Consider the following 25,150-nt stretch of genomic DNA (forward strand, 5'->3'; position numbering starts at 1 on the left):
CGTCCCATTTCTCCGCGAGGAGCGGCTGGATCTTGCCCGGCGCGCCCTGGCGCGTTCGCCCGGGGTGCCGCGGTGCCGCCGGTCGAGGGCGCCGGTCCGGGCTGGTGTTGTGGTCATGCCCATGATGGGAGCCCCTGAGGCCGGGGCCGGGGAGTCGGCGTTTCGCCGAGTGGAACGCTTTCGGTCAACCGATGGCGGGCGTTCCGGTCATCGGAACGTCTCGTCCCCGCGGCAGAGGGACGCCGAGATGGCCTGGGCCGCGCCGCGCACCGAGATGCCGAGCCGCGCCAGCGGCACCACGGACGCCGGGCCCGCCACCCCCACCGCCATGCAGATCCGGCCGCCGGGCCCGAAGACGGGCGCCGCCACGCAGGACACGCCCTCGGTGTACTCCTCCTGCGCGTACGCCACGCCGTACCTGCGGACCTGGGCCAGTTCGCGGTCCAGCGCCGCCAGGCTGGTGATCGTGCGGCGGGTCATCCGCTCGGGCGCGCCCTGCTCCACCAGCGACCGCCGCAGCGACGGGTCGTAGGCGAGCAGCGCCTTGCCCGTCGCCGTGCAGTGCAGCGGCGCCCGGTCGACGCCGTCGGACAGCGAGTCGATCCGGTTGTGCCCGTACAGCCGCTCGACGTACTGCGCCTCCAGCCCCGACGGCACCACCAGGTTCACCGTCTGGCGGGTGGTCTCGTACAGGTACAGCAGGTACGGCAGGACGGCCCTGCGTGATCCGGGGATCCGGCCCCTGCCCGCGCCCGCCAGGTCGGCCAGCAGCGCGCCCGGCAGGTAGCCGGTGCCCTCCCGCCTGGCCAGCGTCCGCGAGCAGAGCACGCCCAGGATCCGGTGCGCCGTGGACTTCGGCAGCCCCGTGCGCCTCGACAGCTGCGCCAGGCTGAGCGGGCGGGTGGCCCTGCTCAGCGTGAACAGGATGTCGAGCCCCCGTTCGAGGCTGCCCGGCTGGGCGCTGCGCGACGCGTACGGCTGGTCCTGCTGCGCTGTTGACCCCGGCATGACGGTCCCCTTCGCTTGCCGAGGAGCGGCAGGGGCTTCCCGGAGCTGCGGTTTCGGTGCCGTTGACCTACCCAGGCGGGCCGTCCGGTACCCCGGTCAGCGCAGGGCGGCCGCCTCCGAGGCCAGCTTCTCGATGCGCGCCCAGTCGCCGGTGGCCAGCGCGTCGGCCGGGGTGAGCCAGGTGCCGCCGACGCAGCCGACGTTCGGCAGCGCCAGGTAGTCGGGCGCGGTGGCGGGCTTGATGCCGCCGGTCGGGCAGAACCGGACGTCGGGCAGCGGCCCCGCCAGCGACTTCAGGTACGGCACGCCGCCCGCGGCCTCGGCGGGGAAGAACTTCAGCTCCTTGACGCCGCGCTCGGCCAGCGCCATCACCTCGGACGCGGTCGCCGCGCCCGGCAGGTACGGGACGCCGCTCGCGTCCAGCGCCTCGATCAGGGCCTGGGTCGTGCCGGGCGAGACCAGGAACTTCGCCCCGGCCTCCACCGATGCCGCGATGTCGCGGGAGTTCCGGACGGTTCCGGCGCCGATGACGGCGTCCGGCACCTGGTCCGCGATCCGGCGGATGGCCTCGGTCGCGACGGCGGTCCGCAGCGTCACCTCGATGGCCGGCAGGCCGCCGGAGACGAGCGCCCGCGCCAGCGGCACGGCGGTCTCCACGTCGTCGATCACCACGACGGGGATCACGGGGGCGAGATCGAGCAGGCTCATGGAAGGTCTCTCCTCATCGACCGCTGCGGGCGATGTCGCCGCAGCGGTGCGCTGGTACGTGGGCGGTACGTGGGCCGCGGTTCGCGGTGCTCACCAGCGGTCCGGTGGTCCGCCGGACACCACTCGCGGCGTCCGGCAGCGGTGCGGCCGGTGTCACCCGACCAGTTCCCTGGCGGCGAGCTGCGCCAGCCAGGCGGCCGCGCCGGTCAGCGCCGGTTGCGGCGCGACGATCAGCGTGGTCGCGATGGCCGCCAGGTATCCGGACATATCTGGATTGGCCGTGAATCTGGCGCGGAAGTCGCTCGCTCGCACGCGGTCCACGATACGGGGCAGCACCCCGCCTCCCAGGTAGACGCCCCCGCGCGCGCCGAGAGTGAGCGCGACGTTCCCGGCGAAGCTGCCGAGCATCCCGCAGAACACCTCGACCGTCTCCGCGCACAGCGAGTCGTCGACGTGGGCCACGATGTCGGACGAGCTCAGCACAGGCGCGCTGACGCCGTTGACCGCGGCCAGCGCCTGGTGCAGCCGGGCCAGGCCGGGCCCCGACAGCACGTGCTCGGCGACCACGTGCCCGAGGCCCTGCGCCCGCAGCGCCCGGACCAGCTCGAGCTCCCGCTCGTCCTGGACGGGCACCGTGACGTGCCCGCCCTCACCCGGGATCGGCGTCCAGCCCTCGCCGGACGGCACCAGCCCGCCCACCCCGAGCCCCGTGCCGGGCCCGAGCACCGCCTTGACCCCGTACGAGGGGTCGGGGCCGCCGAGCGACAGCAGGTCGACGCCACCCAGGTGCGGCAGCGACACGGCCAGCGCCTCGAAGTCGTTGAGCAGGGCCGCGAACGGCACGTCCAGCTCCCGGACCGACCCCGCCCAGGCCGAGTTGGTCAGCCGGTAACGCTCGCCCTCGACGGGCCCCGCCACGGCCAGGCAGGCCGCCCCCGGCCGCACTCCGTCCGCGTGCTCCGCGAGCTCCGCGAGGTAGGCGGCTACGGCTTCGGGGAGGGACGGGTGGTCGGCCCCCGCCAGGACCGCGACGTGCGACGGCCGCGCCCCCGGCGAGGTGACCAGCCCGAACCGGGCGTTGGTGCCGCCGATGTCGGCGACGAGCCACGGAAACGCGAACGCGCTCACCACGCTGCTCCCGCGCACGGAGCGCTCATCCAGGGACTCCCGCGGGCCGAGGCCGCGGGCGCGGGGCGCCGGACTCCAGGTGCGACGCGCCCGCCTCGGCGGCGAACCCGAGGCCGGGGCCGTGGTCGGGCGACTCGGCGCCGCTCACGCCGAAGATGCCCGCGCCCTGCTCGGCGTGCCCCGCCATCCGGCGGAACGTCGCGAACAGCTCGCGTCCCGTGCCGACCCACTGGGCGTCGCTCAGCGGACGGCCCTCGGGCGAGCGGCGGGCCAGCTCCTCGGCCGGGACCAGCAGCTCCAGGCTCCCCGCCGCGGAGTCGAGCCTGATCACGTCGCCCTCGCGCACCAGCGCGATGGGCCCGCCGTCGGCCGCCTCCGGCGACAGGTGGATGGCCGCGGGCACCTTGCCGGACGCGCCCGACATCCGCCCGTCGGTGACGATCGCCACCCGCTGTCCCCGGTCGAGCAGCACGGCCAGCGGCGGCGTGAGCTTGTGCAGCTCGGGCATGCCGTTCGCGCTCGGCCCCTGGTAGCGGATGACCGCCACGAAGTCCTGTCCGTCCAGGTCGCCCGCCTCGAACGCGCGCAGCAGGTCGAGCTGGTCGTCGAAGACCCTGGCCGGGGCCTCGATCACCAGGTGCTCGGGCTTGACGGCCGACACCTTGCTCACGGCCGTGCCGAGGTTGCCGCTGACCATGTGGATGCCGCCGTCAGCCGCGAACGGCTCCTTCACCGGGCGCAGCACGTCCGGGTCGGCGCTGCCGCCGGACACCTCGGCCCAGGCCAGCGTGCCGTCCTGGAGCGAGGGGGCGGACCGGTAGCGGTCGAGCCCGCGCCCGGCCACGGTCAGCACGTCGGCGTGCAGGAGGCCCTCGTCGAGCAGGTCGCCGATGAGCACCTGCATGCCGCCCGCGTCACGGAAGTGGTTCACGTCCGCCTGGCCGTTGGGGTAGATCCGGGTGAGCGACGGCACCGCCTTCGACAGGCAGGCCAGGTCGTCCCAGGTCAGCACGATCCCGGCGGCGGCGGCCATGGCCACCAGGTGCAGCGTGTGGTTGGTGGACCCGCCGGTGGCCAGCAGCGCCACGCAGGCGTTCACGATCGCCTTCTCGTCCACCAGCTCGCCGACCGGCGTGTACTCCCCGCCGTGCGCGGTGATCTCCACGGCCCTGCGCCCGGCCGCCTCGGTGAGCGCGTGCCGCAGCTCGGTGTGCGGGTTGACGAACGTCGAGCCCGGCAGGTGCAGGCCCATGACCTCCATCAGCGCCTGGTTGGAGTTGGCGGTGCCGTAGAAGGTGCAGGTGCCGGGGGAGTGGTAGGACTTCGCCTCGGCGTCGAGCAGCTCGTCCTTGCCGACCTTGCCCTCGGCGAAGAGCTGGCGGGTGCGCGCCTTCACCTTGTTCGGCAGCCCGGACGTCATCGGCCCCGCCGGGACGAAGATCGCGGGCAGGTGCCCGAAGTGCAGCGCCCCGATCAGCAGCCCCGGCACGATCTTGTCGCACACGCCCAGCAGCAGCGTCGCGTCGAACATGTCATGCGACAGCGCGATCGCGGTCGCCATGGCGATCACGTCGCGGCTGTAGAGCGACAGCTCCATGCCGGGGCGCCCCTGCGTGATCCCGTCGCACATCGCCGGGACCCCGCCCGCCACCTGCGCCACGCCGCCCGCCCGGCGCACGGCCGCCTTCAGCTCGGCGGGGTACGTCTCGTACGGCTGGTGGGCGGAGAGCATGTCGTTGTAGCTGGTCACGATCGCCACGCCCGGCTTGGCCGTCCCCCGCAGGGCGGGCTTGTCCTCGGCGGAGGCGGCGGCGAAACCGTGCGCCAGGTTCGCGCAGCCCAGGTGCGCGCGGGCCGGGCCCTTCGCGCGGGCGGCCTCGCCCTCGCGCCGGATCCGCTCCAGGTAGACGGCGCGGCTGGCGCGGCTGCGCTCGATGATCCTGTCGGTGATCTCCTGGACGACGGGGTTCATGGTCCCTCCTTCTTCGGGCCCATGAACCCGAGGTCGCTGTGTCCGAAGGCGCGCTCGCTCACGCTTCCTCCTCGTGCCAGGCACGACCGCTGCGGCCGAGCAGTTCGTGGGCGCCCGCGGGCCCGGTCGTCCCCGCGGGGTAGGGCTCCGGCAGATCGGCGGACGACTCCCAGGCCGACAGGATCGGGTCGATCCAGCGCCAGGCGGCCTCCACCTCGTCGCGGCGCATGAACAGGGTCGGGTTGCCCGCCAGGACGTCCGTGAGCAGCCGCTCGTACGCCTCCGGAACCCGCGCGGTGAACGTCTTGCCGAAGCTGAGCGACAGCGGGACCGGCTTGAGCGTCACGTCGCCCGCGCCGGGCTCCTTGGCCATGATGTGCAGCTCGATGCCCTCCTCCGGCTGCAGGCGCAGGACGAGCCGGTTCGGCGCGCCGCCGGGGAAGATGGAGTGCGGCACGTCCTTGAACTGCACCACGATCTCCGACCTGCGGTTCGGCAGGCGCTTGCCGGTGCGCAGGTAGAACGGCACCCCCGCCCAGCGCCAGTTCTTGATCTCGGCGCGGATCGCGGTGAACGTCTCCACCCGGCGCGAGGCGTCCGTGGGCGGCGTGGACGCGGGCTCGTCGAGGTAGCCGGGCATGCCGTCGGCCTCCCCCTGGCCGCGTGTGTACTGGCCGCGCACCGTGAACCGGTCGGCCTCGGTGCCCACGATCGGGCGCAGCGCCTGCAGCACCTTCACCTTCTCGTCGCGGATCGCCTCCTGGTCGCTGCGGGCCGGCGGCTCCATCGCGGTCAGCGTCAGGAGCTGGAGCAGGTGGTTCTGCACCATGTCACGCAGGGCGCCCGCCTGGTCGTAGTAGCCGCGCCTGCCGGGCGTGCCCACCGTCTCGGCGGCGGTGATCTGGACGTGGTCGATCCAGAGGGAGTTCCAGATCGGCTCCAGGAAGGCGTTGGCGAAGCGGAGCACGAGCAGGTTCTGCACCGTCTCCTTGCCCAGGTAGTGGTCGATGCGGAAGATCTGGCGCTCGTCGAAGATGGCGCCGACCTCGTCGTTGATCCGCTGCGCGCTCGGCAGGTCGCGGCCGAGCGGCTTCTCCAGCACCACCCGCGACATCGGCGTCACCAGGCCGGCCTCGTCGAGCTGCCGGCAGAACGGGCCGAACGTCATCGGCGGGCTCGCCAGGTAGAACACCCGGTCGCGCTGCTCGTGCCCGGCCAGCAGCTTGGTCAGCGCGCTCCAACCGGCGTGGTCCGTGCCGGTCTCGCCGACGTCCACGGACACGTGGTGCAGGCGGCCCAGGAAGCGCTGCCACATGGCCGGGTCCTCCACCGGGACCTGGTCGCGTACCTCGGCGTCCACCTTGCCGCGGAAGTCGGCGTCGGTCAGCCCGCCCCTGGACATGGCGATGATCCGCGTCTCGGGAGACAGGCGGCCGTCCCTGTCGCTGTGGTACAGCGCCGGGATCAGTTTGCGCATGGACAGGTCGCCGGTGCCGCCGAAGACCACGAGGTCGGCGGTGTACGCGGCGGGAGGGGTCGAGAAGGGGGACGTCGAGGAGGGGGACACGGCGGGGAGCTCCGATGATCTACCAAGCATGGACAGAACGGACACTAGCCAGAGTTTAGGTCGCGCACAACCGGAGTTTTGGTATTTAAGATAAAAAAGTCACGACTTTTCATTACCTAACCCCGTGTGGTTCACTTGTCCGATGCCTCGACGTACCGCCGCGACCCTCGCCAGCAGTGGCGAGGTGCTCCGCCTCATCCGCACGGGTGAGGCCGTGACGCGGGCGGACCTCGGCCGGGTCACCGGTCTGTCCCGCCCCGCGGTGCAGCTCCGCGTCGGCGAGCTGCTGGAGCGCGGCCTGGTCGTGGAGCGCGCCGACGCGCCGTCGACCGGCGGACGGCCCCCCGTGCGGCTGGAGTTCAACGCCGCCGGAGGGGTCGTGCTGGTGGCCGCGCTCGGCGCCAGCCGCACCAGGGTGGCGCTCTGCGACCTCGCGGGCCGCGAGCTGGACGGACGCGACTTCGCCATCGACGTCGAGCAGGGCCCGGACGTGGTGCTGCCGCTGCTCATGGACACCTGGGACGAGCTGCTCGGCGACCGGCCGCGCGACCAGGTCAAAGGCGTGGGCATGGGCATGCCCGCGACCGTGGAGTTCGCCGAGGGGCGCACCGAGAGCGCCAGGGTGATGGCCTCCTGGACCGGCGTGGTGATCCCGCCGATCCTCCATGAGCGCTTCCCCGTCCCGGTGCTCGTCGACAACGACGTGAACGTGCTGGCCATCGGCGAGCATCGCGGCGCCTACCCCGACCTGGGCGACCTGATGTTCGTCAAGATCTCGACCCGCATCGGCGCAGGTGTCATCGCGGGCGGCGAGATCCTGCGCGGGGCGCTCGGCGCGGCGGGGGAGATCGGCCATATCCCGGTCCGCGACGGAGGCGGCATCCTGTGCCGCTGCGGCAACATCGACTGCGTCGACTCCGTGGCCAGCGGCACCGCGCTGCTGCGCGACCTGCGCGCGCTCGGCAAGGACGTCAAGAGCATCCCGGACGTGACCGCGCTGGTGCGCGCGGGCGACGCGCAGACGATGGCCACGGTGCGGGAGGCCGGGCGCCGGATCGGCGAGGTGCTGGCCGGGGCGGTGAACATCCTCAACCCTTCGGTGGTGGTGCTGGGAGGCGACGTGGCGGAGGCGTTCGGGCCGCTGGTGTCGAGCATCCGAGAGGTCGTCTACCGCCGCTCCACCGCGCTGGCCACCAGGCGGCTCCGGATCGAGCCGAGCAGGCTGGGCGCGGGGGCGGGCATCAGCGGCTGCGCGGTGATGGTCCTGGACCACGTTTTGTCACCGGACACTGTCGACGAGAGCATGACAAACCGCTCAATAAGGTGATCTTTGGTATTCCGGGCTGACAGAATGACCCGAATGCGGACATCACTCCTGGCACTGGCCTGTCTCGCCGTCACGCTCACCGGCTGCGGGCTGGTGGACACACCCCGAGTGGCGGGACCCGAGCCGTCAGCCACGCCCTCAGTCGCGCCGTCGGCCACCGTCTCGCCGTCCGCCGCCGCCTCGCCAGGCGGTTCCGCGTCTCCGTCGCCGAGCGCCGACAGCGGCCCCGTGCTGGCCAGCGTGCTGAACACCGACACCCCCACCCTGAAGGTCGACCTCGTCGGGCTGAACCGGGTCGAGGGCAAGCACCTGCTCGTGCGGCTCCGGCTGACCAACCTCGGCCAGGAGAAGACGCCCTGGTCCGCCTCCCTGCAGGACGAGTACGGCAAGGACGGCTCGTTCCGGTGGACGTCCGGCATCGGCGTGCTCGACACGGCGGCCCGGCGGTGGCTGATGCCGTACAAGACGGCGGACGGTGAGTGCGTCTGCACCGACCAGGAAGGGGACGGGCTCCGGTACTTCATCGACCCCGGCCAGTCGATCGAGGTGCACGCCGTGGTGCCCGCCCCCTCCGGTGACCCGGACGTGACCACGGTCGTCACCCCCGCCACCCCGCCCATGGTGAACGTGCCCATCAGCGACGAGCCGCCGCCCACGCCGATGCCCGACCTGTCGGGGGTCAGCACGGTCGCGCACGTGGTCAGCACGCCGTCCGAATCGCTCGACAAGTCCGAGGAGACCACGGACGACGGCAGGAACCTCGAGGTCAACCTCTCGTCCGACGTGCTGTTCGCGCTCAACGAGGCGAAGCTGACGGCGAAGGCCGAGACGATCCTGGCCCGCGCGGCCACCCTCATCAACAGCTCCACCGGCCCCACGGTCGCCATCGCCGGGCACGCCGACTCGTCCGGCACCGACGCCATCAACGACCCGCTGTCGCGCCGCCGCGCGGAGGCGGTGCGCCGGGCGCTCGCCCCGCTGGTCACCAGGAGCGGCGTCCGCTTCACCGCCCAGGGGTACGGCTCGCGCCGCCCGCTGTACGGCAACGACGACGAGGAGGGCCGCCGCCGCAACCGGCGGGTGACGGTGACGTTCGCGAAGCCCCAGCAGGGAGCCGGGCGGCCCACCGCCAACACCGACGTCCTCGCCTCCCCCGCCACGCCCGCCCCCGCCGCGACGACGGCGACGGCCGAAGTGGCGGGCCAGCCGTTCTCGCTCGAGGTCACCGGGCTGCGCAGGCTCCCTGACGGGCTGGGGGTCCTCACCTACCGCATCACCAACAAGGGCGGCAAGGAGACCTGGCACCACCGGCTGAGCAACTCGACGGAGTGGATGTCGTACAAGTACATCGCCGCGAGCAACGTCCGGCTCACGGACCCGGTGGCCCGCCGCCAGTATCTGCCGGGCCGCGTCCAGGTGGCGACCGGCGACGGCACGGACGCCTACTGCGCCTGCACAGGGGTGGCGGGTGTCCGCCTCGGCACGGAGAAGTTCGCCCCCGGCCAGTCGCGGGAGTTCTACACGCTCTTCGAACTCCCGTCGGCGCCCACCGCCCTGACGGTGAAGATCAGCGACTTCCCGCAGCTCCAGGCCCCGATCACCTGACGATCGCCGCCCCCGCTGAGGTCCGGGCGCGGTGCCTGGTCTTGTGGGGGCGGGGGTAGGCCGGGTTTGTGGGCGACAGGACCTGGATCGGGGTGTCGGGGGCGCGCAGCCGCGGGGTCGCGCGACCCGGCGGCGTGCCGGGCTCGGGGGCGACGCGTGGAGTCGTGTCCGGGGTCGCGCCAGGGATGGCCGACGGGCCGGGTGTGCGTTCCGGAGTCGGCGACGCGGTGCGGGACGGGCGGCCGGTCACCGGCTCGGCGTGCCGGGCGGGGGAGGGGGCCTGGGTGTGGGCCTCGCGGCCGGCCGGGATGCGCGACCGGGCGGGAACGGACGCGATCGCCGCCGGCCTGGCGTGACGATCGGCGACCGTCTCGCTGGAGGGCAGCGGCAGCGGAGACAGGGACCTCCCGGTGGACACGCCGCCCATCAGGGCGGCGGCCAGCGCCAGCATGACGGTGCCGGCCAGCACACCGGCGATCATCAGAACGCGCCTGCGCACCGTCTCAGTCACACGCCAGATGATAGTAGTGATCAAGAGCGCCCAGTCCGCGAACGCCCCACGCGCACGGCGACAGGCACGCCCTGCTCGGCGGTCGGACCGGTCGGGCCGGTCGGGCGCAGCTTCGCGTACGGGCCGCGCGCCGGTCGGAGGCTCCGAGAGCGGTCATGGGGTCAGCAGGCGCACAGGAGGCCGCGCAGGGCCGTCTCCAGGCAGAGCGCCGAACGGGCCGGGGCCGGCCAGGGGAAGCGCACCAGGGTGCCGTCCACGCGTACGGTCGCGCCGCACCGGTCCAGCTCCCACAGCCACACCTCCGCCGCCGGCTCCCCGAGCTGCCGGGCCACCCCGGCAGCGAGCTGGATCCGGTGCGCCTCGTTCACGTGCGCCAGTGCCCGCTCCGCCGTCTCGGTCAGCGGGTCGGGCGACGCGTCCAGGTAGTCGTCGGCGTCCAGCACCCCCGACTCCTGCCCCGTCAGGTAGATCACCTGCCCGACGTCCAGCCGCAGCAGCCGGGGCGCGTCCCGCCGGCCGTACCGCTCCAGCGCGTCGAACAACCCCTCGTCGGCGCTGCTCGCGGCGACCGCCACCGCCGCCGCCCGCGCCTCCCCGGCCGGGACGGCCTGCGCCCAGCCCTGCACCTCGACCAGCCCGCGCGGATGCTCCACCTGCCCCAGCAGCCGCATGACCGTCAGGTCGACGCTGACGACGGCGTCCTCGCGCAGCCCGTGCAGCGCCTCGCCGGGCCGCACCAGCAGCACGGGACGGCCGCGCTCGTCCACACCGCCGCGCGCGGGGCAGGGAGCGCCGTCGACCGACAGCCGCGCGACGCTCGCGACCGCTGCGAGGGTCCGCACCCGCTCGGGGATGGGCAGCATGAGGCCTCCTTGAGAACGCCGCGAGGAATAGGTTAGCCTTACCTAAGTAAGGATTACCTAATCACAACGAGGTGAACGTGCGCTACACCGGTCCCAAGGTGCGACTGTCGCGTCGCGCGGGCGTGCCGCTGACCAGGAAAGCCGTCCGCTACTTCGAGCAGCGCCCCTACCCGCCGGGCGAGCACGGCCGCAAGACCAACCGCCGCACCACCGGCGACTACGGGCTGCGCCTGCTGGAGAAGCAGAAGCTGCGCTGGTACTACGACGTGTCGGAGCGGCAGCTGCGCCGCTACTGGGACCTGGCCGTCCGCAAACCCGGCGCCTCGGGCGCCGAGCTGGTCACGCTGCTGGAGACCCGCCTGGCCTCGCTCGTGCTGCGCTCCGGACTGGCGCCGTCGATCTACGCGGCCAGGCAGTACGTCAGCCACGGCCACATCGCCGTGGACGGCCGCAAGGTGGACATCCCCAGCTACCTGGTCAAGCCGGGCCAGGTCGTCTCGGTGCGCGAGCGCTCGCGCCGGATGCAGCCGTTCGTCGCCGCCGCCGAGGGCGTGCACGCCGACGAGCGGATCGCGCCCTATCTCGCCGTCGACCACGCCGATCTGCGCTTCACCCTGACCGCCATGCCCGAACGCGACCAGATCACCATCCCTGTGGACGAGCAGCTCGTCGTGGAGTTCTATTCTCGTTAGCCATGACTGAAGCGGGTGAGCGCCACGCGAGTTGGCTCCCGTCATCCAGAGCCGCCGCCCCGAACACCTGATCGCCCAGCTGCAGGCGCAGGCCGACCGGATGCGCGCCCGCGATCTGCGCAGGGGGCTCCTGGGGCGGCCGGCGCACGAGATCGGCACTCCCAAGGCCGCCGTGCTCGACCCGGCCCACCTGGGCGAGCGGCTGGGGCTGTTCGTCATCATCGTGCTCGGCGAGGCCGTCATGCAGGTCGTGCTGGCGTCCTCGGGCCGCGACTGGGACTGGCCGCTCGGGCTGATCGTCTCGCTGTGGTGGCTCACCCTGCGGTACGGGCTGAGCGCCGTCCCCGAGGTCCACGAGCGGGGGCTCAGGCCGCGCGTCGCCCTCCCCGCGCACTTCGCGATGGCGGCGGGCATCACGGCGACGGTGGCCGGGCGCTGCCGTAGGTCGTCGTGCCGCCGGCGATCGGCGCCGTGGCCGGACTGGTGCCCGCCACGGCCTGATCCGGGAGACGCGCCCGCTAGTCCATGACCTCCTGCTTGCGGAGCTCGGCCACCTCGCGGCGGAGCTCGCCCAGCTCCTTCAGGATGAGCTGCATGGACGTGTCCTCCATCGCGGCCCGCTCCTCGGCCGACTCCTCGTCCATCGCGCTCACCACGACCGCCATGAACAGGTTCAGCACGACGAACGTGCACACCAGGATGAAGATGGTGAAGAAGATCCAGGCCGATGGGTGCTGGGTCATCACCTCCCGGGCGATGTTGCCCCAGTCGTCGCCTGTCATGGTCTGGTAGAGCGTGAACAGCGAGGTCGGCAGGCTGCCGAACCGGTCGGGTGTGGCTTCGCCGTACATCTTGGTGGCCATCACGGCGGCCACGTACAGCACCAGGGAGAGCAGCAGCACGATCGAGCTCATCCCGGGCATGGCGCGCAGCAGGGCCGACACGACCCGGCGCAAGCTGGGCACGACCGACAGCAGGCGCAGCGCGCGCAGGATCCGCAGCGAGCGCAGCACGGACAGGCCGCCCGCCATCGGGGCCAGCGCGATCGCGACGATCACGGTGTCGAAGAGGTTCCAGGGGTCGCGGACGAACCGGGTGCGCTCGACGTAGATCTTCGCCAGCAGCTCCGCCACGAAGACGTAGAGCGCCGCGTGGTCGACCAGGGTGAGCAGGTGGCCGAAGGGCCGGACGACGGCCGGGATGGTCTCCAGGCCGAGCGTGGCCGCGTTGACCAGGATGAGGGCGATGATGAACTGCTGGAAACGCCGGTGTCCGATGAAGGCGCGGGTGCGTTCACGCACGGGGATGGGCTCCTTGGGAACGGATGGTATGCCCTGCCATTTTGGCGTAAACGATCAGGTGGTCGGAGTGAGGCGGAAGACCCGCAGCTCCCGTCCGGACTTCTCGGTGTAGCGGTCGTAGACCGGCCACAGCTCGATCAGGCCGGGCCAGGCCGCCGCGCGCCGCTCGCCCGTCAGGAGGGTGGCGACGACGGGGAACTCGCGGCCCCGGAAGCTGACCGTCGCGGCCGGGGTCTTGAGGAGGTTGCCGGTCCAGGCGGGGTGGCCGGGCAGGCCGAAGTTGCTGCCGACGACCAGCAGGCTGCCGCCGGGCTCCGGCAGGCAGGCGAGCGGGGTGGTGCGCGGCAGGCCCGAGCGCGCGCCCGTGGTGGTGAGGACGAGCGCGGGGACGAGCCCGCTGGCGCCGATCAGCCGTCCGCCGGTCAGCCGGTGCAGGGCGCGGTCCAGCCTGGGCACGATCCTGGGCCCTGCGCGCATGAACCAGTCGGTCGCCGCCAGCCACTGGAAGAAGGCCTTCAGCATGTCCGGATTGTAAGGTCACCTGTGATCTTTGCCGAGCCTGTGGTATAAAACCTGCCTAAATATCGATGACGGGGGTCAGCGCAAGCCATGTCGTATCCGAACTACGGCCCGTCCTACTACGGCCCGCCGCCCCAGACGCACCCCAACGGCACCACGATCCTGGTGCTCGGCATCCTGAGCCTGGTCGTCTGCGCGATCCTCGGGCCCTTCGCGTGGTCCATGGGCAACAAGGCGCTCCGTGAGATCGACGGCAGCGGGTACGTCTACGAGAACCGCGGCATGATCCAGGCCGGACGCATCTGCGGCATCGTCAGCACCTGCCTAATGATCTTCGGGTGCGGCCTCTACGCGCTGTTCTTCCTCTTCGCCGGAGGGGCCAGCATCCTGAACGGCATCGTCAACAGCTAGCGGCCGCGCGCAGTAGCCGCCGATGCCCGACTCCAGCAGGTCGAAGGCCCGTTCGGCCTGGGCCCTGATGTCGGGCGCGATCTCGTCCCACGACTCTCCGGCGAGCTTCCTGCGCACCGCGTAGGCGGTCATCACCCGGGTCGTGTTCAGGATGAACGTGGCGACCACGTGCGGGGCGAGGTCGTCGGGGTCGGCGTCGGCCTCCTCGGCCAGCGCCTCGGCCAGCGCCTGCTCGCGTTCGACGTGCATCTCGCGCATCCGCGCGATCAACGTGGGGCTCTCGGCCACCATCTTCGCGAACAGGTCGCTGCCCTCGTTGAAGCCGTAGCGCCAGTGGCGGTCGTCGAGCGCGTCGAGGAAGTCGCGCCGGAACGCCCGCACCGCGCTCTCGCCGGGCTCTCGCCCCTGCAGCACCTGCTTCGGCAGGTCGACCGCCAGATCCTGCCGGTCGACGAACAGGTCCTCTTTCGTGCCGAAGTAGTTGAAGACGGTGTTCACGGACACGTCGGCGGCCCGCGCCACCTCCGCCACCGTGACGTTGTCGAACCCGCGCGTCATGAACAGCCCCATCGCGATGTCGGCGATGCGCTGTCTGGTCTCGCGCTTCTTCCGCTCCCGCAGTCCCTCTTCCACGTCCTCATGGTACCAATATTGCAGTGACAGCAAACTTTCATCTACTCTAAATTTGGAGGCGATGAAAATGATTAAGACCACAGGTCTGAGCAAGACCTTCAAAGGCGGCGTCGAGGCCGTCAGAGGCGTGGACCTCTCGGTGGAAGCCGGCGAGATCGTCGGATTCCTCGGCCCGAACGGCGCGGGCAAGACCACCACGATGCGGATGCTGACCACGCTGCTCCGCCCCACCTCGGGCACCGCCACCGTGGCCGGCCACGACCTGCTCGCCGACCCGCGCGGGGTGCGCAGGCGTATCGGCTACGTGTCGCAGGGCGGCGGCATCAACCTGATGAACCCGGTCGCGGTCGAGCTGGAGCTGCACGCCAGGCTGTACGGCATGCGCCGCGAGGACGCCCGGACGCGCGTCCGCGAAGTCCTCGCCCAGCTCGAACTGGAGGGCCTGGAGGAGCGTCCGGGAGGAGCGCTGTCAGGCGGGCAGCGCCGGCGCTTCGACGTCGCGTTCGGCATGGTGCACCGCCCCGCGCTGCTCTTCCTGGACGAGCCCACCACCGGCCTCGACCCGCAGAGCCGCGCGAACCTGTGGGAGCACATCCGCGCCCTGCGCTCCGTCCGCGGCGTGACGGTCTTCCTGACCACCCACTATCTCGACGAGGCCGACGCCCTGTGCGACCGCCTCCTGATCATCGACCACGGCCGCATCGTCGCCGAGGGCGCCCCCGCCGAGCTCAAGTCCGGCGGGCGCACGCTCGACGACGTCTTCCTGGACATCACCGGCCGGTCCCTGCGCGAGGAGGCGGCGGCGTGACCCGTGACACCTGGCTGCTGTTCCGCCAAAACCTGGACATCACGCTGCGGCAGAAGGTCGGCATCGTCTTCGGTGCCGTCCAGCCGCTGCTCTTCCTCGTGCTGTTCGGGCCGATCTTCGCCACGATCGGCACCTGGGAGACGCTGGTGCCCGGCCTGATCATCCAGCTCGGGCTGATGAGCACCGGCCTGGCCGGGTTCGGCATCGTCATGGAGCGGCGCTTCGGCGTCCTGGAACGGCTGCGGGTCACCCCGGCCAGCCGCCTGGCGCTGCTGCTCGGACGGGTACTGAACAACGTGGTCACGCTGGTCATCCAGACCGTGCTGCTCCTGGCCGTCGGCTACGCGTTCGGGCTGCGGGCGCCGCTCGCGGGCGTGCTGGCGGGGTTCGTGCTGGTGATCGTGCTCGGGGCGAGCCTGGCGGCGCTGTCGTACGCCATCGCGCTCACGCTGAACGAGAACCTGTTCGCGCCCGTGATGTCCACCGTGGTGATCCCGCTGGTGCTGCTGTCTGGCTCGTTCCTGCCGATGTCGATGGCCCCGCCCTGGCTGGACGCCCTCTCCCGCATCAGCCCGTTCAGGTACGTCCTGGAGGCGCTGCGCGAGCTGTTCGCCGGGCGCTACCTCACCGGCACGGTCGCGGTAGGAGCAGCGGTGACCGTGGTCTTCGCCGCGGTCAGCCTGACGATCGGGACGCGGGTGTTCAGCCGGGAGAACGCCTAGGACGCTGGTGTTAAGCGGGTCATCCTGACTGAAGATTCTCGGGTGAGCTTGCCGGGCGGCAGAGGTAGAAGGCCAGGTCGGAGGTGTTGCTGAGGGAGCAAAAGCATCGGGCATGAGACGAGACGAGACGGTCCGTTTCGTTTCGTGCTATTGTCACTCCGAACCCAACCCGTGAGGAGTGAGTCATGGCCCGAGTGACAGACCTGCAGACCGGTGGACCTCGCCACACCGAGACCTTCGTCGAGGTCGCGGACGGCTATCGGCTCTGGGTGGAGACGGCCGGCGATCCGGGGCGACCCGCCCTGCTGCTGGTGATGGGGGCCAACGCGAGCGGGCTGGGCTGGCCCGACGAGCTGGTCGAGCTGCTGTCCCGTGACCACTTCGTCATCCGCTACGACCACCGTGACACCGGACGCTCCACCCATGCCTTCCACGAGCGGCCCTACCCGATCCGGGCGCTGGCCGACGACGCGATCGCGGTCCTCGACGCGCTGCGGATCGAACGCGCTCACGTGGTCGGCATGTCGCTGGGCGGCACCCTGGTCCAGCTGCTCCTCCTCGACCACGCGGACCGGCTGATGAGCGCCACGATCCTCGGCTCCGCGCTGATCGGCGGAGCGGCCCCCGACCCCCGCATCGCCGACGACGACCTGCCCGGGCCCGACCCCCGGCCGCTCGCTCTGTGGGCGGAGCTCGGGCAGGAGCGCGGCCCGGAGGCGGAGCTGCGGTGGCGCGTCGAGCACTGGAGGGTGCTCAACGGCGACGTCCTGCCCTTCGACGACGAGGAGTTCGCCGATCTTGAACGCCGGGTCGCCGCCCACAGCGGTACCTGGCGCAGCCCCGGCCGCCCATGCCCTGGCCGACCAGTCGGGCATGGAGCGCGGGGCCGAACTCGCGAACGTCTCGGTGCCCACCCTGGTGATCGACGCGCCGGAGGACCCCATCACCCCGCCGCCGCACGCCGCCCGGCTGGCGCGCGCCATCCCCAGCGCCACCCTCGTCACGGTGCCCGGTCTCGGCCACGCACTGCCCCGCGCGATCGTGCCGTCCCTCGCGGCGACGATCACCACCCACACCGGTCGCCGGCCCTGACACCGGAGAACTGTCCGGGCCGCCGGGTGGGGCCTGGGCGTTCACCGAGCCGGCTTCGCCTCCAGCCGACACCAGGAGGCACCTGTCCCGCTCGACCGGCCCGGGCTGCGTCGCGCGGGCCATGGAGCAGGCTTTCGTAGTTCACGCCGAACAAGAGGAGGTGGGCCTTTGCGTACTGCTGCCCAACTGACACTCACCGAGATCACCAAGCGTTTCGGCACCCGAGTCGTCCTGGACCGGGTGTCGCTCACCGTCAAACCCGGCGAGCGGATCGGCGTGATCGGCGACAACGGATCGGGCAAGTCCACGTTGCTCAGGCTCATGGCGGACGCCGAGCGGCCGGAGAACGGCGAGCTCGTGGTCGTCGCGCCCGGAGGTATCGGATACCTGCCGCAGTCGCTTGAGCTGCCGCCGCACGCCACGGTGTCCGACGCCGTCGACCTGGCGCTGGCCGACCTGCGGGGGCTTGAGGCCCGGATACGGGCGGCCGAACAGTCGCTCGGCGAGACGGGCACACCGGATCGCGCGGGGCTGGACGCCTACACAGGGCTGGTGGCGGAGTTCGAGGCGCGGGGCGGCTACGAGGCCGACGCCCGCGTGGACGTGGCGCTGCACGGACTCGGGCTGCCCGGGCTGGAGCGCGGCCGCCCGCTGGGCACGCTGTCGGGTGGCGAACGCTCCAGGCTCGCCCTGGCCGCCACGCTGGCCTCGGCTCCCGAGCTGCTGCTGCTCGACGAGCCGACCAACGACCTGGACGACCAGGCCGTGGCCTGGCTGGAGCGCCGCCTGCGCGCCCACCGCGGCACCGTCGTGGCGATCACGCATGACCGGGTGTTCCTGGAACGGGTGACCACCGCCATCCTGGAGGTGGCCGACGGGCAGGTGCGCCGCTACGGCGACGGGTACGCCGGGTACCTCGCGGCCAAGGCCGCCGAACACGCCGCACTGGCGCGGGCCCACCAGGAGTGGAAGACCGAGGTGGACCGGCACGCCACGCTGGTGGCGGCCAACGCGGGCCGCCTGACCGCAATACCGCGCAAGGTGGCCAAAGCGGGCATGGGTACCGGTGCCTGGCGAGCGCGTTCGCGCGCGCACGGGGCCGCCGGGCGGATCCGGCAGTCCCAGCAGCGGCTGCGGTGGCTCACCGACCACCCGGCGCCGCCGCCGCCCGAGCCGCTGCGCTTCACCGCAGCCCTCTCCACCACGCAAGCCGGCACCGCCGAGGTGGCCGCGCTCGACGGGGTGGTGGTCGCGGGCCGGCTCCGCATCGACTCCCTGGCCATCCGCGCCGGTGAGCGGTTGCTGGTCACCGGCCCGAACGGAGCGGGCAAGACCACGCTGATGCGCCTGCTCGCAGGGGAGCTGCCGCCGGACACCGGCCAGGTACGACAGGCCGGCCGGGTCGGGTTCTTCCGGCAGGACGAGGTGGACCGCGGCGACGGGCAAGGGGCCGGCCAGGCCGCGAGCCTCTGGCGGGACGGGGCGGCCGGGTCGGCGGGCCGGACCGTGCTGGGGGCCTACGCGCACGGGCGTCCAGGGACCCTGGACGAGCACGCGGACGCGTTGCTCGCCTTGGGGCTGTTCCAGCCGTCCGACCTGGGGTTGCGCCTGGGGGAGCTCTCCTACGGGCAGCGGCGCCGGATCGAGCTGGCGCGGCTGGTGAGCGAGCCCGTGGACCTGCTGCTGCTCGACGAGCCGACCAACCACCTGTCGCCGATGCTCGTGGAGCAACTGGAAGAGGCGCTGGCCCGCTACCGGGGCGCGCTGGTGGTCGTGACCCACGATCGGCGCCTGCGGGCCGCGTTCACCGGCTCCCGCCTGGAACTGGACGCGGGCCTGCCAGCATGACGGGTCACGGTCGCCCGGCGTCGCTCCCTTGACGACAGCGCCCCGTCGCGGTGGTGAGCCGGGCGCGCCCGCCCCCGGTGGGCCCGGCCCCGACGGCTTCGGCCCGCGGACTCTCCCGGCCCTGGGATTCTCCGATAAGTGCGGCTGGAGTACTAGGCGGTACTAGGCGGGCCGAACGGCTCGATCTTCGGATCGGCGTACGGCTGACCGGCGCGCCCGGCCGACTCACCGGTGACGCGCAGCGCGTACAGGCCCTCGTCGGGGTCGATCGCCACCAGCCCGTAGGCGGTGTCGACGTCCTGCTCCTCCAGGCCGAGCCGCTCGACGGCGTCGGCGAGCGTCGCGCCGTGCGGCAGGCGTACGGTGATGAGCGCCATGCTCCCACCGTACGCCCCCGCCGAACGCCGGGTCCGCGTCAGGCCGCGACGCTCACCCTGCGCTGGAGCGCGGCGAGGATCCCGGCCGGATCGACGACGCCGTAGCCGTAGTCGTAGTCGAAGCCCACGCCGCCACGGTCCTGCGCGGTGCGCCGCAGCAGCGTCCTGAGCTGGGAGGGCGACAGCCTCGAGGACGGCCACCGGGTGCGCAGCGCGGCGACGAACCCGGCCGCCACCGGCGTCGCCGCCGACGTCCCGGAGTCGGGCTCCTTGTCGCCGAACGCCTTCGAACCCGAGAAGTGCGTGTAGGCGCAGATGTCCGGCTTGCGGGCGGTCAGCCGTCCCGGGCCCTGGGAGGAGTAGCCCACGCGCTCGCCGTTGACGTCCACGCCGCCGATCGACAGCACGCGGGGGTGGGAGTTGGCGCCCACGATGGGCCGGTCGGGGTAGGCGCACCGGCCGTCAGGGCAGTCGCGCCCGCAGTTGCCCGCCGCGAACAGCAGGTCGGCGCCCGCCTTCTCGAGGCCGGCGACGATCAGGTTGAACGGGTGCGCCGCGTTGTCGGAGTAGTTGCCCGGATGCCCGGGGGGAAAGTCCCACTCGGGGGAGAACGAGCCCCACGAATTGCTCACCACGAGCGCCCTCGACTCGGCGGGTTGCGCCTCCAGCACCGTGCGCAGGTGCGCGAACGCGGCGACCGCGTCCGACAGCAGCCCGTCGAGGACCGTCCCGCCGGGACGGGTGGAGCGCAGCACCGGGATGTCGATGAGCGACGCCTGCGGCGCGCCGATCAGCGTGTCGAACGCGCACATCGTGCCGTGGTCCACGGCGAACTCGCCCGGCCGCCCCTCGACGCCCGGCGGGTTCCAGCTCAGCTCGGCGTCGAGCGTGACGCTTCTGCCGAGCTGCCTGGCGACGTGCGCGGCGTTGATCCCGGTGTCGAGCACGGCCAGCGCCACGCCGGCGCCGTCGAGCCCGTCGGCGTGCAGCGCCGCCACGTCGAGCAGCCGCTCCACGTCGTGCCAGTCGCCGACCGGGGGATCGCCGCCGCAGGTGAGCGAGGGGCGCACCACCGGGTCGGCGAACACGCCCACGACGTCGGGACGGAGCGAGGGCAGCAACGCCACCCTGGTGGACAGCTCGTCGTCGGAGATCGTGCCGCGCACCAGCACCGAGGCGTCCTCGGCGGCCAGCGAGAAGTCGAGCGCCTGGTTGAGCGAGAGCGGGTCGCCGCCGGCCGCCGGCACGGGCCGCGGGACGGCCACCGGGACGAAGGCGGGGTCGAGCTCGACTCCGGGCAGACCGTCGGCGACGTCCGCCACGGTGGCGGTGCGGCCGGGGTCGGCCACGGCCGCGACCAGATCGGGAGAGGGGCGGAGCTGGATCAGGACCCGCATGAGGCACCACCGAATGACGGAGAGAATCGAACGTCCCAAACATTGCTCCATCCGGTGCGGCGCGTCCAGCGTATCTCTGGGGTTTTGACCTGCTGGAATACCGTAAAAAGCGCGAAGCGGGTGACAATTCTTCTCGGCCGTCAGGCTTCCTTGTCCTCGCTCCGTTCACTACGGTGAGGCGTCATGACGCTCCAGGCGCGAAAGCCGGTTGACGGCGGCACCGACGGCCACTGGCTGGCGGTGCGGCCGAGACTCATCCTCGCCAGCGCTTTCATGCTCTTCCTCGAGCTGGCGCTGATCCGGTGGACCGGGTCGAACATCGTGCATCTCAGCTATTTCACCAATTTCGTGCTCCTGGGCTCCTTTCTGGGAATCGGGCTGGGATTCCTGCGGGTGGGCCGTGCCCGGCGGCAGCCCTATTACTCGCCCATCGTCCTGTTCATGCTGGTGATCGTCGTTCTGACGTTTCCGGTGACCGTCGACAGGAACACCGAGGGCGTTCTGTACTGGACCAGCCTCCAGACCAGTGGGCCGCCCGCCTGGCTGATCCTGCCAGTGATCTTCTGCGCGGCGGCGCTGGTGCTCATGGGCCCCGCCGAGCTCGTCGGGCGGTGCTTTCCCGAGCTGCCGCGGCTGGAGGCGTACCGGTACGACCTGATCGGCAGCCTCACCGGCATCGCCGTCTTCACCGCGCTGTCCTTCCTGAGCGCGCCGCCCGTCTTCTGGGGGGTCATCGCGGCCGTCGCGTACGGCGTGCTGCTCGTGCCCCGGCCGAAGGTCGTCTACCTGGGGCTGGTGACCGTCCCCTCCGTGGCGGTCGTCACGCTGCTGCTGGCCGAGTCGCTGACCCCCGGCGCGCTCTGGTCGCCGTACTACAAGGTGACGTACAAGCAGTTCCAGCAGCTCGGGGTGCCGGTGACCGACATCTCGGTGAACGGCATCCCGCATCAGCAGGCCGTCCCCGCCGCCGCGCGGCTGCAGTGGGAGCGCCAGTACGGCCTGCCCTACGAGCGGGCCACCACGCCGCCCAAGGACGTGCTGATCGTGGGCGCGGGCAGCGGCACCGACGTGGCGATCGCCCTGTCCAAGGGCGCCGAGCACGTCGACGCCGTCGAGATCGACCCCAAGCTGCGCGAACTCGGCGGCTCGCTGCACCCCGACAAGCCCTACGCCGACCCGCGCGTGACCACCCACGTCACCGACGGCCGCGCCTTCCTGGAACGCAGCGACCACACGTACGACCTGATCCTGTTCGCCCTGCCCGACTCGCTCACGCTCGTCTCGGGCGCCAGCTCGCTGCGCCTGGAGAGCTACCTGTTCACCGAGGAGGCGATGCGGGCGGCCCGCGCCCACCTCAAGCCCGCCGGCACGTTCTCGATGTACAACTACTACCGCGAGAGCTGGCTGGTGGACCGGCTCGCCTCCACCATGCAGAGCGCCTTCGGCCACAAGCCGTGCGTGGACGTGGTCAGCACCGCCGGCCAGCAGGCCGTGATCACCGCGGGCGCGACCCCGGCGGCGCAGCGCTGCGCCGCGGAGTGGCCGGGCGCCTCCGCCTCCACCCCGCCTCCCACCGGCGACGACCGCCCCTTCCTCTACCTCAAGGACGGGGCGATCCCGCCGATCTACCTCATCACCCTCGGCCTGATCCTCGCCGTCAGCCTGATCGCCGTCCGCGCCGTGGCGGGCCCGTACCGCCGCATGCGCCCCTACGCCGACCTGTTCCTGCTCGGCGTGGCGTTCATGCTGCTGGAGACGAAGAGCGTGACGGGCTTCGCGCTGCTGTTCGGCACCACCTGGGTGGTCAACGCGATCGTCTTCGCCGGGGTCCTGGTGGCCGTGCTGGCCGCCGTCGAGGTGACCCGCCGCTTCCGCACCCCGCCGCTGCCGGTCATGTACGGCGTCCTGCTGGCTGGCCTGCTCCTGGCGTGGCTGGTGCCCAACTCGTGGCTGCTGTCGCTGCCGCTGCCGTTGCGCGCCGTGGCGGCGGTCACGGTCGCCTTCCTGCCGATCTTCGCGGCGAACGTGGTGTTCGCCAAGCGCTTCTCCGACACGGCCGACGCGACCACCTCCTTCGGCGCCAACCTCCTGGGCGCGATGGTGGGCGGTTGCCTGGAGTACCTCGCGCTGGTGATCGGCTACAAGGGCCTGCTCATCGTCGCGGCCCTCCTGTACCTGGGCGCCCTCGCCCTGCTGCCCAGGAAGGGCGGCGTGCCCGGCGTGACCGGCTGACGGGCGTCGTCGCCCTGTCGTGATGGGGATGATCCCCTGACCAATCGGGCGCGACGTTCAACCGTGCGGGCCCTTCTCTCCGTACATGTTTGGACGCACCGCTTCCTCTTCTTCCACCAACCCCCTTTCGCCCGGGGAAGGAGAAGCCATGACCGTGCTCCGATCGGTACCACGAAGCCGCAGGCAGCAGGCGTGGGCGCTCGACGGCGACCCGCAGGCCATCGGCCACGCCAGGAAGATCATCCGTACGGCTCTGAACGAGCTGGGGTTACGTCCCGACCTCGTCGACGACGCCGTGCTCATGGTCAGCGAACTGGTGACCAACGCCTTCCTGTACGGGGAGGCGCCCTACGAACTGCTGCTCCAGTCCGACGACGACGACATCGTGTGCGTCGTCGTCGACAGCGGCGCCCTGCTGCCCGTCCCCAGGACGGCCGACGACGACGCGGAACGCGGGCGCGGCCTGCGCATCGTCGCCGCCCTGTCGGACGGCTTCCACGGCTGCCACCCGCAGCGCTACGTCACCCGGCCCGACCTGACGGGCAAGGCGACCTGGTTCGCCCTTCCCCGCTGAAGGGCTGACCGGACGGCGTGGTGATCCTCCGGTACGTCTCGCGGGTGGGGTGCGGGCGTGCCAGGAGTGGTGCGGGTCACCGCGCCGAACGGAAAGCCGGACGGAAAGCCGGACGCTCGCGCCCTGGGCGGGCGCGAGCGCGGAAGGCCGGACCCTGCTGCGGAAGGGGTCAGACCTTGCTGATGCGGACCGCGTCGGCGATGACGTAGCCCGTGCCGGAGGTCCACCGGCTGACGCCGACGGCGTTGAAGGTGCCGGCGTTGAGGGAGAACGTCCCGAGGCTGCGCCAGGAGCCGCCGCCCGACCGCTGGTCGACGTAGACGGTCTGGTTGCCGCTGGACGTCGCCACGATGTACGGCGCCGAGCTGTTGTACCCGGGATCGGCCGGATACCACACCTCGACCCGGTACGTCCCGGCGCTGGGGATGGTCGCCTGGTACCAGGCGGGGTCGCTGGCGGCGACCGGGTCGGCGAAGCGGTAGTCCGCGCCGTAACGCTGGCTGGAGTAGGCGGAGGTGCCCCAGTTCGCACTGGCCGTGAACTGCCCGGACGTGGCGTTGTCGACCGTGGTCGACCACGACGGGTTGCCGCCGCCGGTCACGTAGTTCATGTACGTGGTCCAGTTCCAGTACTGGCCCGGGTCGGTGTGGTCGGCTCCAGGGACCTCGACGTGGCCGATGATGTGCGCGCGGTCCTTCGGGATGCCGTACTTGTCGCAGATGTAGCGCGTCAGCGCCGCCGACGAGCGGTACATCGCGTCGGTGAACCACGAGGCGTCGCTGATGTAGCCCTCGTGCTCGATCCCGATCGACCTGGTGTTGTAGGTCCAGTTCCCGGCGTGCCAGGCGATGTCCTTGTCACGGACCATCTGGGTGATGGCCCCGTTGGACGACTTCACCACGTAGTGCGCGGACACCTGCGCGCTGGGGTTCTGGAACCACGAGATGGTGCCCGCGTACGAGCCCTGCGTCACGTGGATGACCACGCGGTCGATCGCGTAGCTCGACGGCCGGCTGGAGGCGGTGTAGTTGCTGGAACTGGCGGCCGCCCAGGTGGCGTCCGGGTAGTCGGCGCTGGCGGCCAGCGTCCGGACGTCGGCCTTGGTCTCGTACTGGCCGCGCTCGGCCTTGACCTCGTGCGGCGCCACGCGCACGCCCCTGGCCTGGACGCCGAGCCCGAGCAGCTCGAAGACGGAGTCGGCGTACAGGCGGGCCAGTTCGGGGGAGGCGGCGTTGCCGTACTTGGCCACGGCCTCGTACCAGCGGCCCTCGTCCTTCCTGGCGCTCTCGTCGAGCCCGAGCTCGTCGGCGTAGGCGCGCAGGACGGCCGCACCGCCCAGGATGTTGGCCTCGTCGTCGGCGCGCAGCTTCTCGACCGGCAGTTTCGTCAGCTCGGCGGCCTTCTCCAGGGTGTGGTTGGTGGGGTTGCTGACCAGGTGCATCACGCCGTACCCGCCGCTGGCGCTCGGCTTGCCGGCGTGCCCGTCGAGGTGGGTCTCGGCGTAGGCGAGCGCGACGAGCAGGTCGCGGGGGACGTCCTGGGCGGACGCCGCGTGGGCGAACGCCGAGGGCAGCGCGGGTCCGGCGGCCAGGGCGGGCTGACCGGCGAGGACCACGAGGGCGGTGACGGCGGATGCGGCGAGGGCGATTAATCGGGAGCGGACGTGCGTCATGGGAGCTCCTCAGTGGGGGGCATCGGCTGCACAGTAAAAGAGTCCATGACAGATGTCGATAATTGACATTACTTCGGCATTAAAGGAAACTTTTCGCCCGCGCGATCGAGCGCGAAGCCTGCCCAGATTTGGGCCCCCTGGATGCGCTGAAAACTATTGCGCTGTGATCGATCCGCGCTGAAA

General features: G+C 71.8%; 24 protein-coding genes and 1 pseudogene. 12 read left to right on the forward strand and 13 right to left on the reverse strand.

Annotation, left to right across the window (positions count from 1 at the left end; all coding sequences use genetic code 11):
* Window positions 1-207: 207 nt before the first annotated feature.
* The 5 genes from ABZ297_RS15450 to zwf all read right to left on the reverse strand — a co-directional run bounded on the left by ABZ297_RS15450 (window position 208) and on the right by zwf (window position 6,413).
* Window positions 208-1,008 (reverse strand): IclR family transcriptional regulator, encoded by an 801-nt coding sequence (locus ABZ297_RS15450; protein ID WP_355345371.1) that lies wholly within the window; start codon window positions 1,006-1,008, stop codon window positions 208-210.
* A gap of 96 nt (window positions 1,009-1,104) precedes the next feature.
* Window positions 1,105-1,716: a bifunctional 4-hydroxy-2-oxoglutarate aldolase/2-dehydro-3-deoxy-phosphogluconate aldolase gene (gene eda / locus ABZ297_RS15455; RefSeq protein ID WP_355345374.1), complete on the reverse strand. Its 612-nt coding sequence runs from the start codon at window positions 1,714-1,716 to the stop codon at window positions 1,105-1,107.
* A 153-nt stretch (window positions 1,717-1,869) separates the two neighbouring features.
* Window positions 1,870-2,862, reverse strand: coding sequence for a glucokinase (gene glk / locus ABZ297_RS15460; protein ID WP_355345377.1), 993 nt, complete (start codon window positions 2,860-2,862; stop codon window positions 1,870-1,872).
* A gap of 7 nt (window positions 2,863-2,869) precedes the next feature.
* On the reverse strand, window positions 2,870-4,816 hold the full coding sequence (edd, locus tag ABZ297_RS15465) for a phosphogluconate dehydratase (protein ID WP_355345380.1): 1,947 nt from the start codon (window positions 4,814-4,816) through the stop codon (window positions 2,870-2,872).
* Between the two features lie 58 nt (window positions 4,817-4,874).
* Complete coding sequence (gene zwf / locus ABZ297_RS15470) at window positions 4,875-6,413, reverse strand: glucose-6-phosphate dehydrogenase (RefSeq protein ID WP_355345579.1); 1,539 nt, start codon at window positions 6,411-6,413, stop codon at window positions 4,875-4,877.
* A gap of 112 nt (window positions 6,414-6,525) precedes the next feature.
* On the opposite strand from zwf, the gene ABZ297_RS15475 reads away from it, so the two are divergent.
* Both ABZ297_RS15475 and ABZ297_RS15480 read left to right on the forward strand, forming a co-directional pair.
* On the forward strand, window positions 6,526-7,710 hold the full coding sequence (locus ABZ297_RS15475) for an ROK family transcriptional regulator (RefSeq protein ID WP_355345383.1): 1,185 nt from the start codon (window positions 6,526-6,528) through the stop codon (window positions 7,708-7,710).
* Between the two features lie 33 nt (window positions 7,711-7,743).
* On the forward strand, window positions 7,744-9,315 hold the full coding sequence (locus ABZ297_RS15480) for an OmpA family protein (RefSeq protein ID WP_355345386.1): 1,572 nt from the start codon (window positions 7,744-7,746) through the stop codon (window positions 9,313-9,315).
* Here the strand turns inward: ABZ297_RS15480 and ABZ297_RS15485 are convergent.
* Window positions 9,308-9,826, reverse strand: coding sequence for a hypothetical protein (locus ABZ297_RS15485; RefSeq protein WP_355345389.1), 519 nt, complete (start codon window positions 9,824-9,826; stop codon window positions 9,308-9,310). The two genes, ABZ297_RS15480 and ABZ297_RS15485, sit on opposite strands and share 8 nt — an antisense overlap.
* Before the next feature lie 161 nt (window positions 9,827-9,987).
* Window positions 9,988-10,689, reverse strand: a complete 702-nt coding sequence (locus ABZ297_RS15490; RefSeq protein ID WP_355345392.1) for a DUF2470 domain-containing protein — start codon at window positions 10,687-10,689, stop codon at window positions 9,988-9,990.
* A 77-nt stretch (window positions 10,690-10,766) separates the two neighbouring features.
* Between ABZ297_RS15490 and rpsD the strand changes: the two genes are divergently transcribed.
* Both rpsD and ABZ297_RS15500 read left to right on the forward strand, forming a co-directional pair.
* Window positions 10,767-11,381, forward strand: coding sequence for a 30S ribosomal protein S4 (rpsD, locus tag ABZ297_RS15495; protein ID WP_355345395.1), 615 nt, complete (start codon window positions 10,767-10,769; stop codon window positions 11,379-11,381).
* 31 nt (window positions 11,382-11,412) lie between these two features.
* Window positions 11,413-11,910, forward strand: a complete 498-nt coding sequence (locus tag ABZ297_RS15500) for a low temperature requirement protein A (protein WP_355345398.1) — start codon at window positions 11,413-11,415, stop codon at window positions 11,908-11,910.
* Here ABZ297_RS15500 and ABZ297_RS15505 read toward each other — a convergent pair.
* Window positions 11,900-12,682 carry an ion transporter gene (locus ABZ297_RS15505; protein ID WP_355345401.1) on the reverse strand — a complete coding sequence of 261 codons (783 nt, stop codon included), beginning with the start codon at window positions 12,680-12,682 and terminating at the stop codon, window positions 11,900-11,902. The genes ABZ297_RS15500 and ABZ297_RS15505 overlap by 11 nt on opposite strands.
* A 54-nt stretch (window positions 12,683-12,736) precedes the next feature.
* Window positions 12,737-13,204 carry a nitroreductase family deazaflavin-dependent oxidoreductase gene (locus tag ABZ297_RS15510; RefSeq protein WP_355345404.1) on the reverse strand — a complete coding sequence of 156 codons (468 nt, stop codon included), beginning with the start codon at window positions 13,202-13,204 and terminating at the stop codon, window positions 12,737-12,739.
* 87 nt (window positions 13,205-13,291) lie between these two features.
* On the opposite strand from ABZ297_RS15510, the gene ABZ297_RS15515 reads away from it, so the two are divergent.
* Window positions 13,292-13,612 (forward strand): DUF4190 domain-containing protein, encoded by a 321-nt coding sequence (locus tag ABZ297_RS15515; protein WP_355345407.1) that lies wholly within the window; start codon window positions 13,292-13,294, stop codon window positions 13,610-13,612.
* On the opposite strand, the gene ABZ297_RS15520 is transcribed toward ABZ297_RS15515, so the two are convergent.
* Entirely contained in the window at window positions 13,526-14,245 is a 720-nt protein-coding gene (locus tag ABZ297_RS15520; protein WP_355345409.1) for a TetR/AcrR family transcriptional regulator, read from the reverse strand. The genes ABZ297_RS15515 and ABZ297_RS15520 overlap by 87 nt on opposite strands.
* Window positions 14,246-14,312: 67 nt before the next feature.
* Between ABZ297_RS15520 and ABZ297_RS15525 the strand changes: the two genes are divergently transcribed.
* The 5 genes and pseudogenes from ABZ297_RS15525 to ABZ297_RS15545 all read left to right on the forward strand — a co-directional run bounded on the left by ABZ297_RS15525 (window position 14,313) and on the right by ABZ297_RS15545 (window position 18,715).
* A complete protein-coding gene (locus ABZ297_RS15525; protein WP_355345412.1) occupies window positions 14,313-15,053 on the forward strand; it encodes an ATP-binding cassette domain-containing protein in 741 nt (246 codons plus the stop codon).
* Window positions 15,050-15,775 carry an ABC transporter permease gene (locus tag ABZ297_RS15530; protein WP_355345415.1) on the forward strand — a complete coding sequence of 242 codons (726 nt, stop codon included), beginning with the start codon at window positions 15,050-15,052 and terminating at the stop codon, window positions 15,773-15,775. The genes ABZ297_RS15525 and ABZ297_RS15530 overlap by 4 nt, the downstream gene beginning before the upstream one ends.
* Before the next feature lie 185 nt (window positions 15,776-15,960).
* Window positions 15,961-16,365 (forward strand): annotated as a pseudogene (locus ABZ297_RS15535) (alpha/beta fold hydrolase); the annotation flags it as partial.
* A 283-nt stretch (window positions 16,366-16,648) separates the two neighbouring features.
* Complete coding sequence (locus ABZ297_RS15540; protein ID WP_355345582.1) at window positions 16,649-16,867, forward strand: alpha/beta hydrolase; 219 nt, start codon at window positions 16,649-16,651, stop codon at window positions 16,865-16,867.
* A 168-nt stretch (window positions 16,868-17,035) separates the two neighbouring features.
* Window positions 17,036-18,715, forward strand: coding sequence for an ABC-F family ATP-binding cassette domain-containing protein (locus ABZ297_RS15545; protein ID WP_355345418.1), 1,680 nt, complete (start codon window positions 17,036-17,038; stop codon window positions 18,713-18,715).
* Window positions 18,716-18,867: 152 nt separating this feature from the next.
* Here ABZ297_RS15545 and ABZ297_RS15550 read toward each other — a convergent pair whose 3' ends face one another.
* Together ABZ297_RS15550 and ABZ297_RS15555 are read right to left on the reverse strand one after the other, a co-directional pair.
* Window positions 18,868-19,092: a hypothetical protein gene (locus ABZ297_RS15550; RefSeq protein WP_355345421.1), complete on the reverse strand. Its 225-nt coding sequence runs from the start codon at window positions 19,090-19,092 to the stop codon at window positions 18,868-18,870.
* Window positions 19,093-19,130: 38 nt separating this feature from the next.
* Window positions 19,131-20,489 carry a S8 family serine peptidase gene (locus ABZ297_RS15555; RefSeq protein ID WP_355345424.1) on the reverse strand — a complete coding sequence of 453 codons (1,359 nt, stop codon included), beginning with the start codon at window positions 20,487-20,489 and terminating at the stop codon, window positions 19,131-19,133.
* Window positions 20,490-20,672: 183 nt separating this feature from the next.
* On the opposite strand from ABZ297_RS15555, the gene ABZ297_RS15560 reads away from it, so the two are divergent.
* A complete protein-coding gene (locus ABZ297_RS15560) occupies window positions 20,673-22,721 on the forward strand; it encodes a spermidine synthase (protein ID WP_355345427.1) in 2,049 nt (682 codons plus the stop codon).
* Window positions 22,722-22,869: 148 nt separating this feature from the next.
* Window positions 22,870-23,295 (forward strand): ATP-binding protein, encoded by a 426-nt coding sequence (locus ABZ297_RS15565; RefSeq protein WP_355345430.1) that lies wholly within the window; start codon window positions 22,870-22,872, stop codon window positions 23,293-23,295.
* Window positions 23,296-23,464: 169 nt separating this feature from the next.
* On the opposite strand, the gene ABZ297_RS15570 is transcribed toward ABZ297_RS15565, so the two are convergent.
* Window positions 23,465-24,967 (reverse strand): N-acetylmuramoyl-L-alanine amidase, encoded by a 1,503-nt coding sequence (locus tag ABZ297_RS15570; protein WP_355345433.1) that lies wholly within the window; start codon window positions 24,965-24,967, stop codon window positions 23,465-23,467.
* Window positions 24,968-25,150 lie beyond the last annotated feature (183 nt).

This window comes from Nonomuraea sp. NPDC005983 (genome assembly GCF_040614375.1).
Lineage (GTDB): Bacteria > Actinomycetota > Actinomycetes > Streptosporangiales > Streptosporangiaceae > Nonomuraea.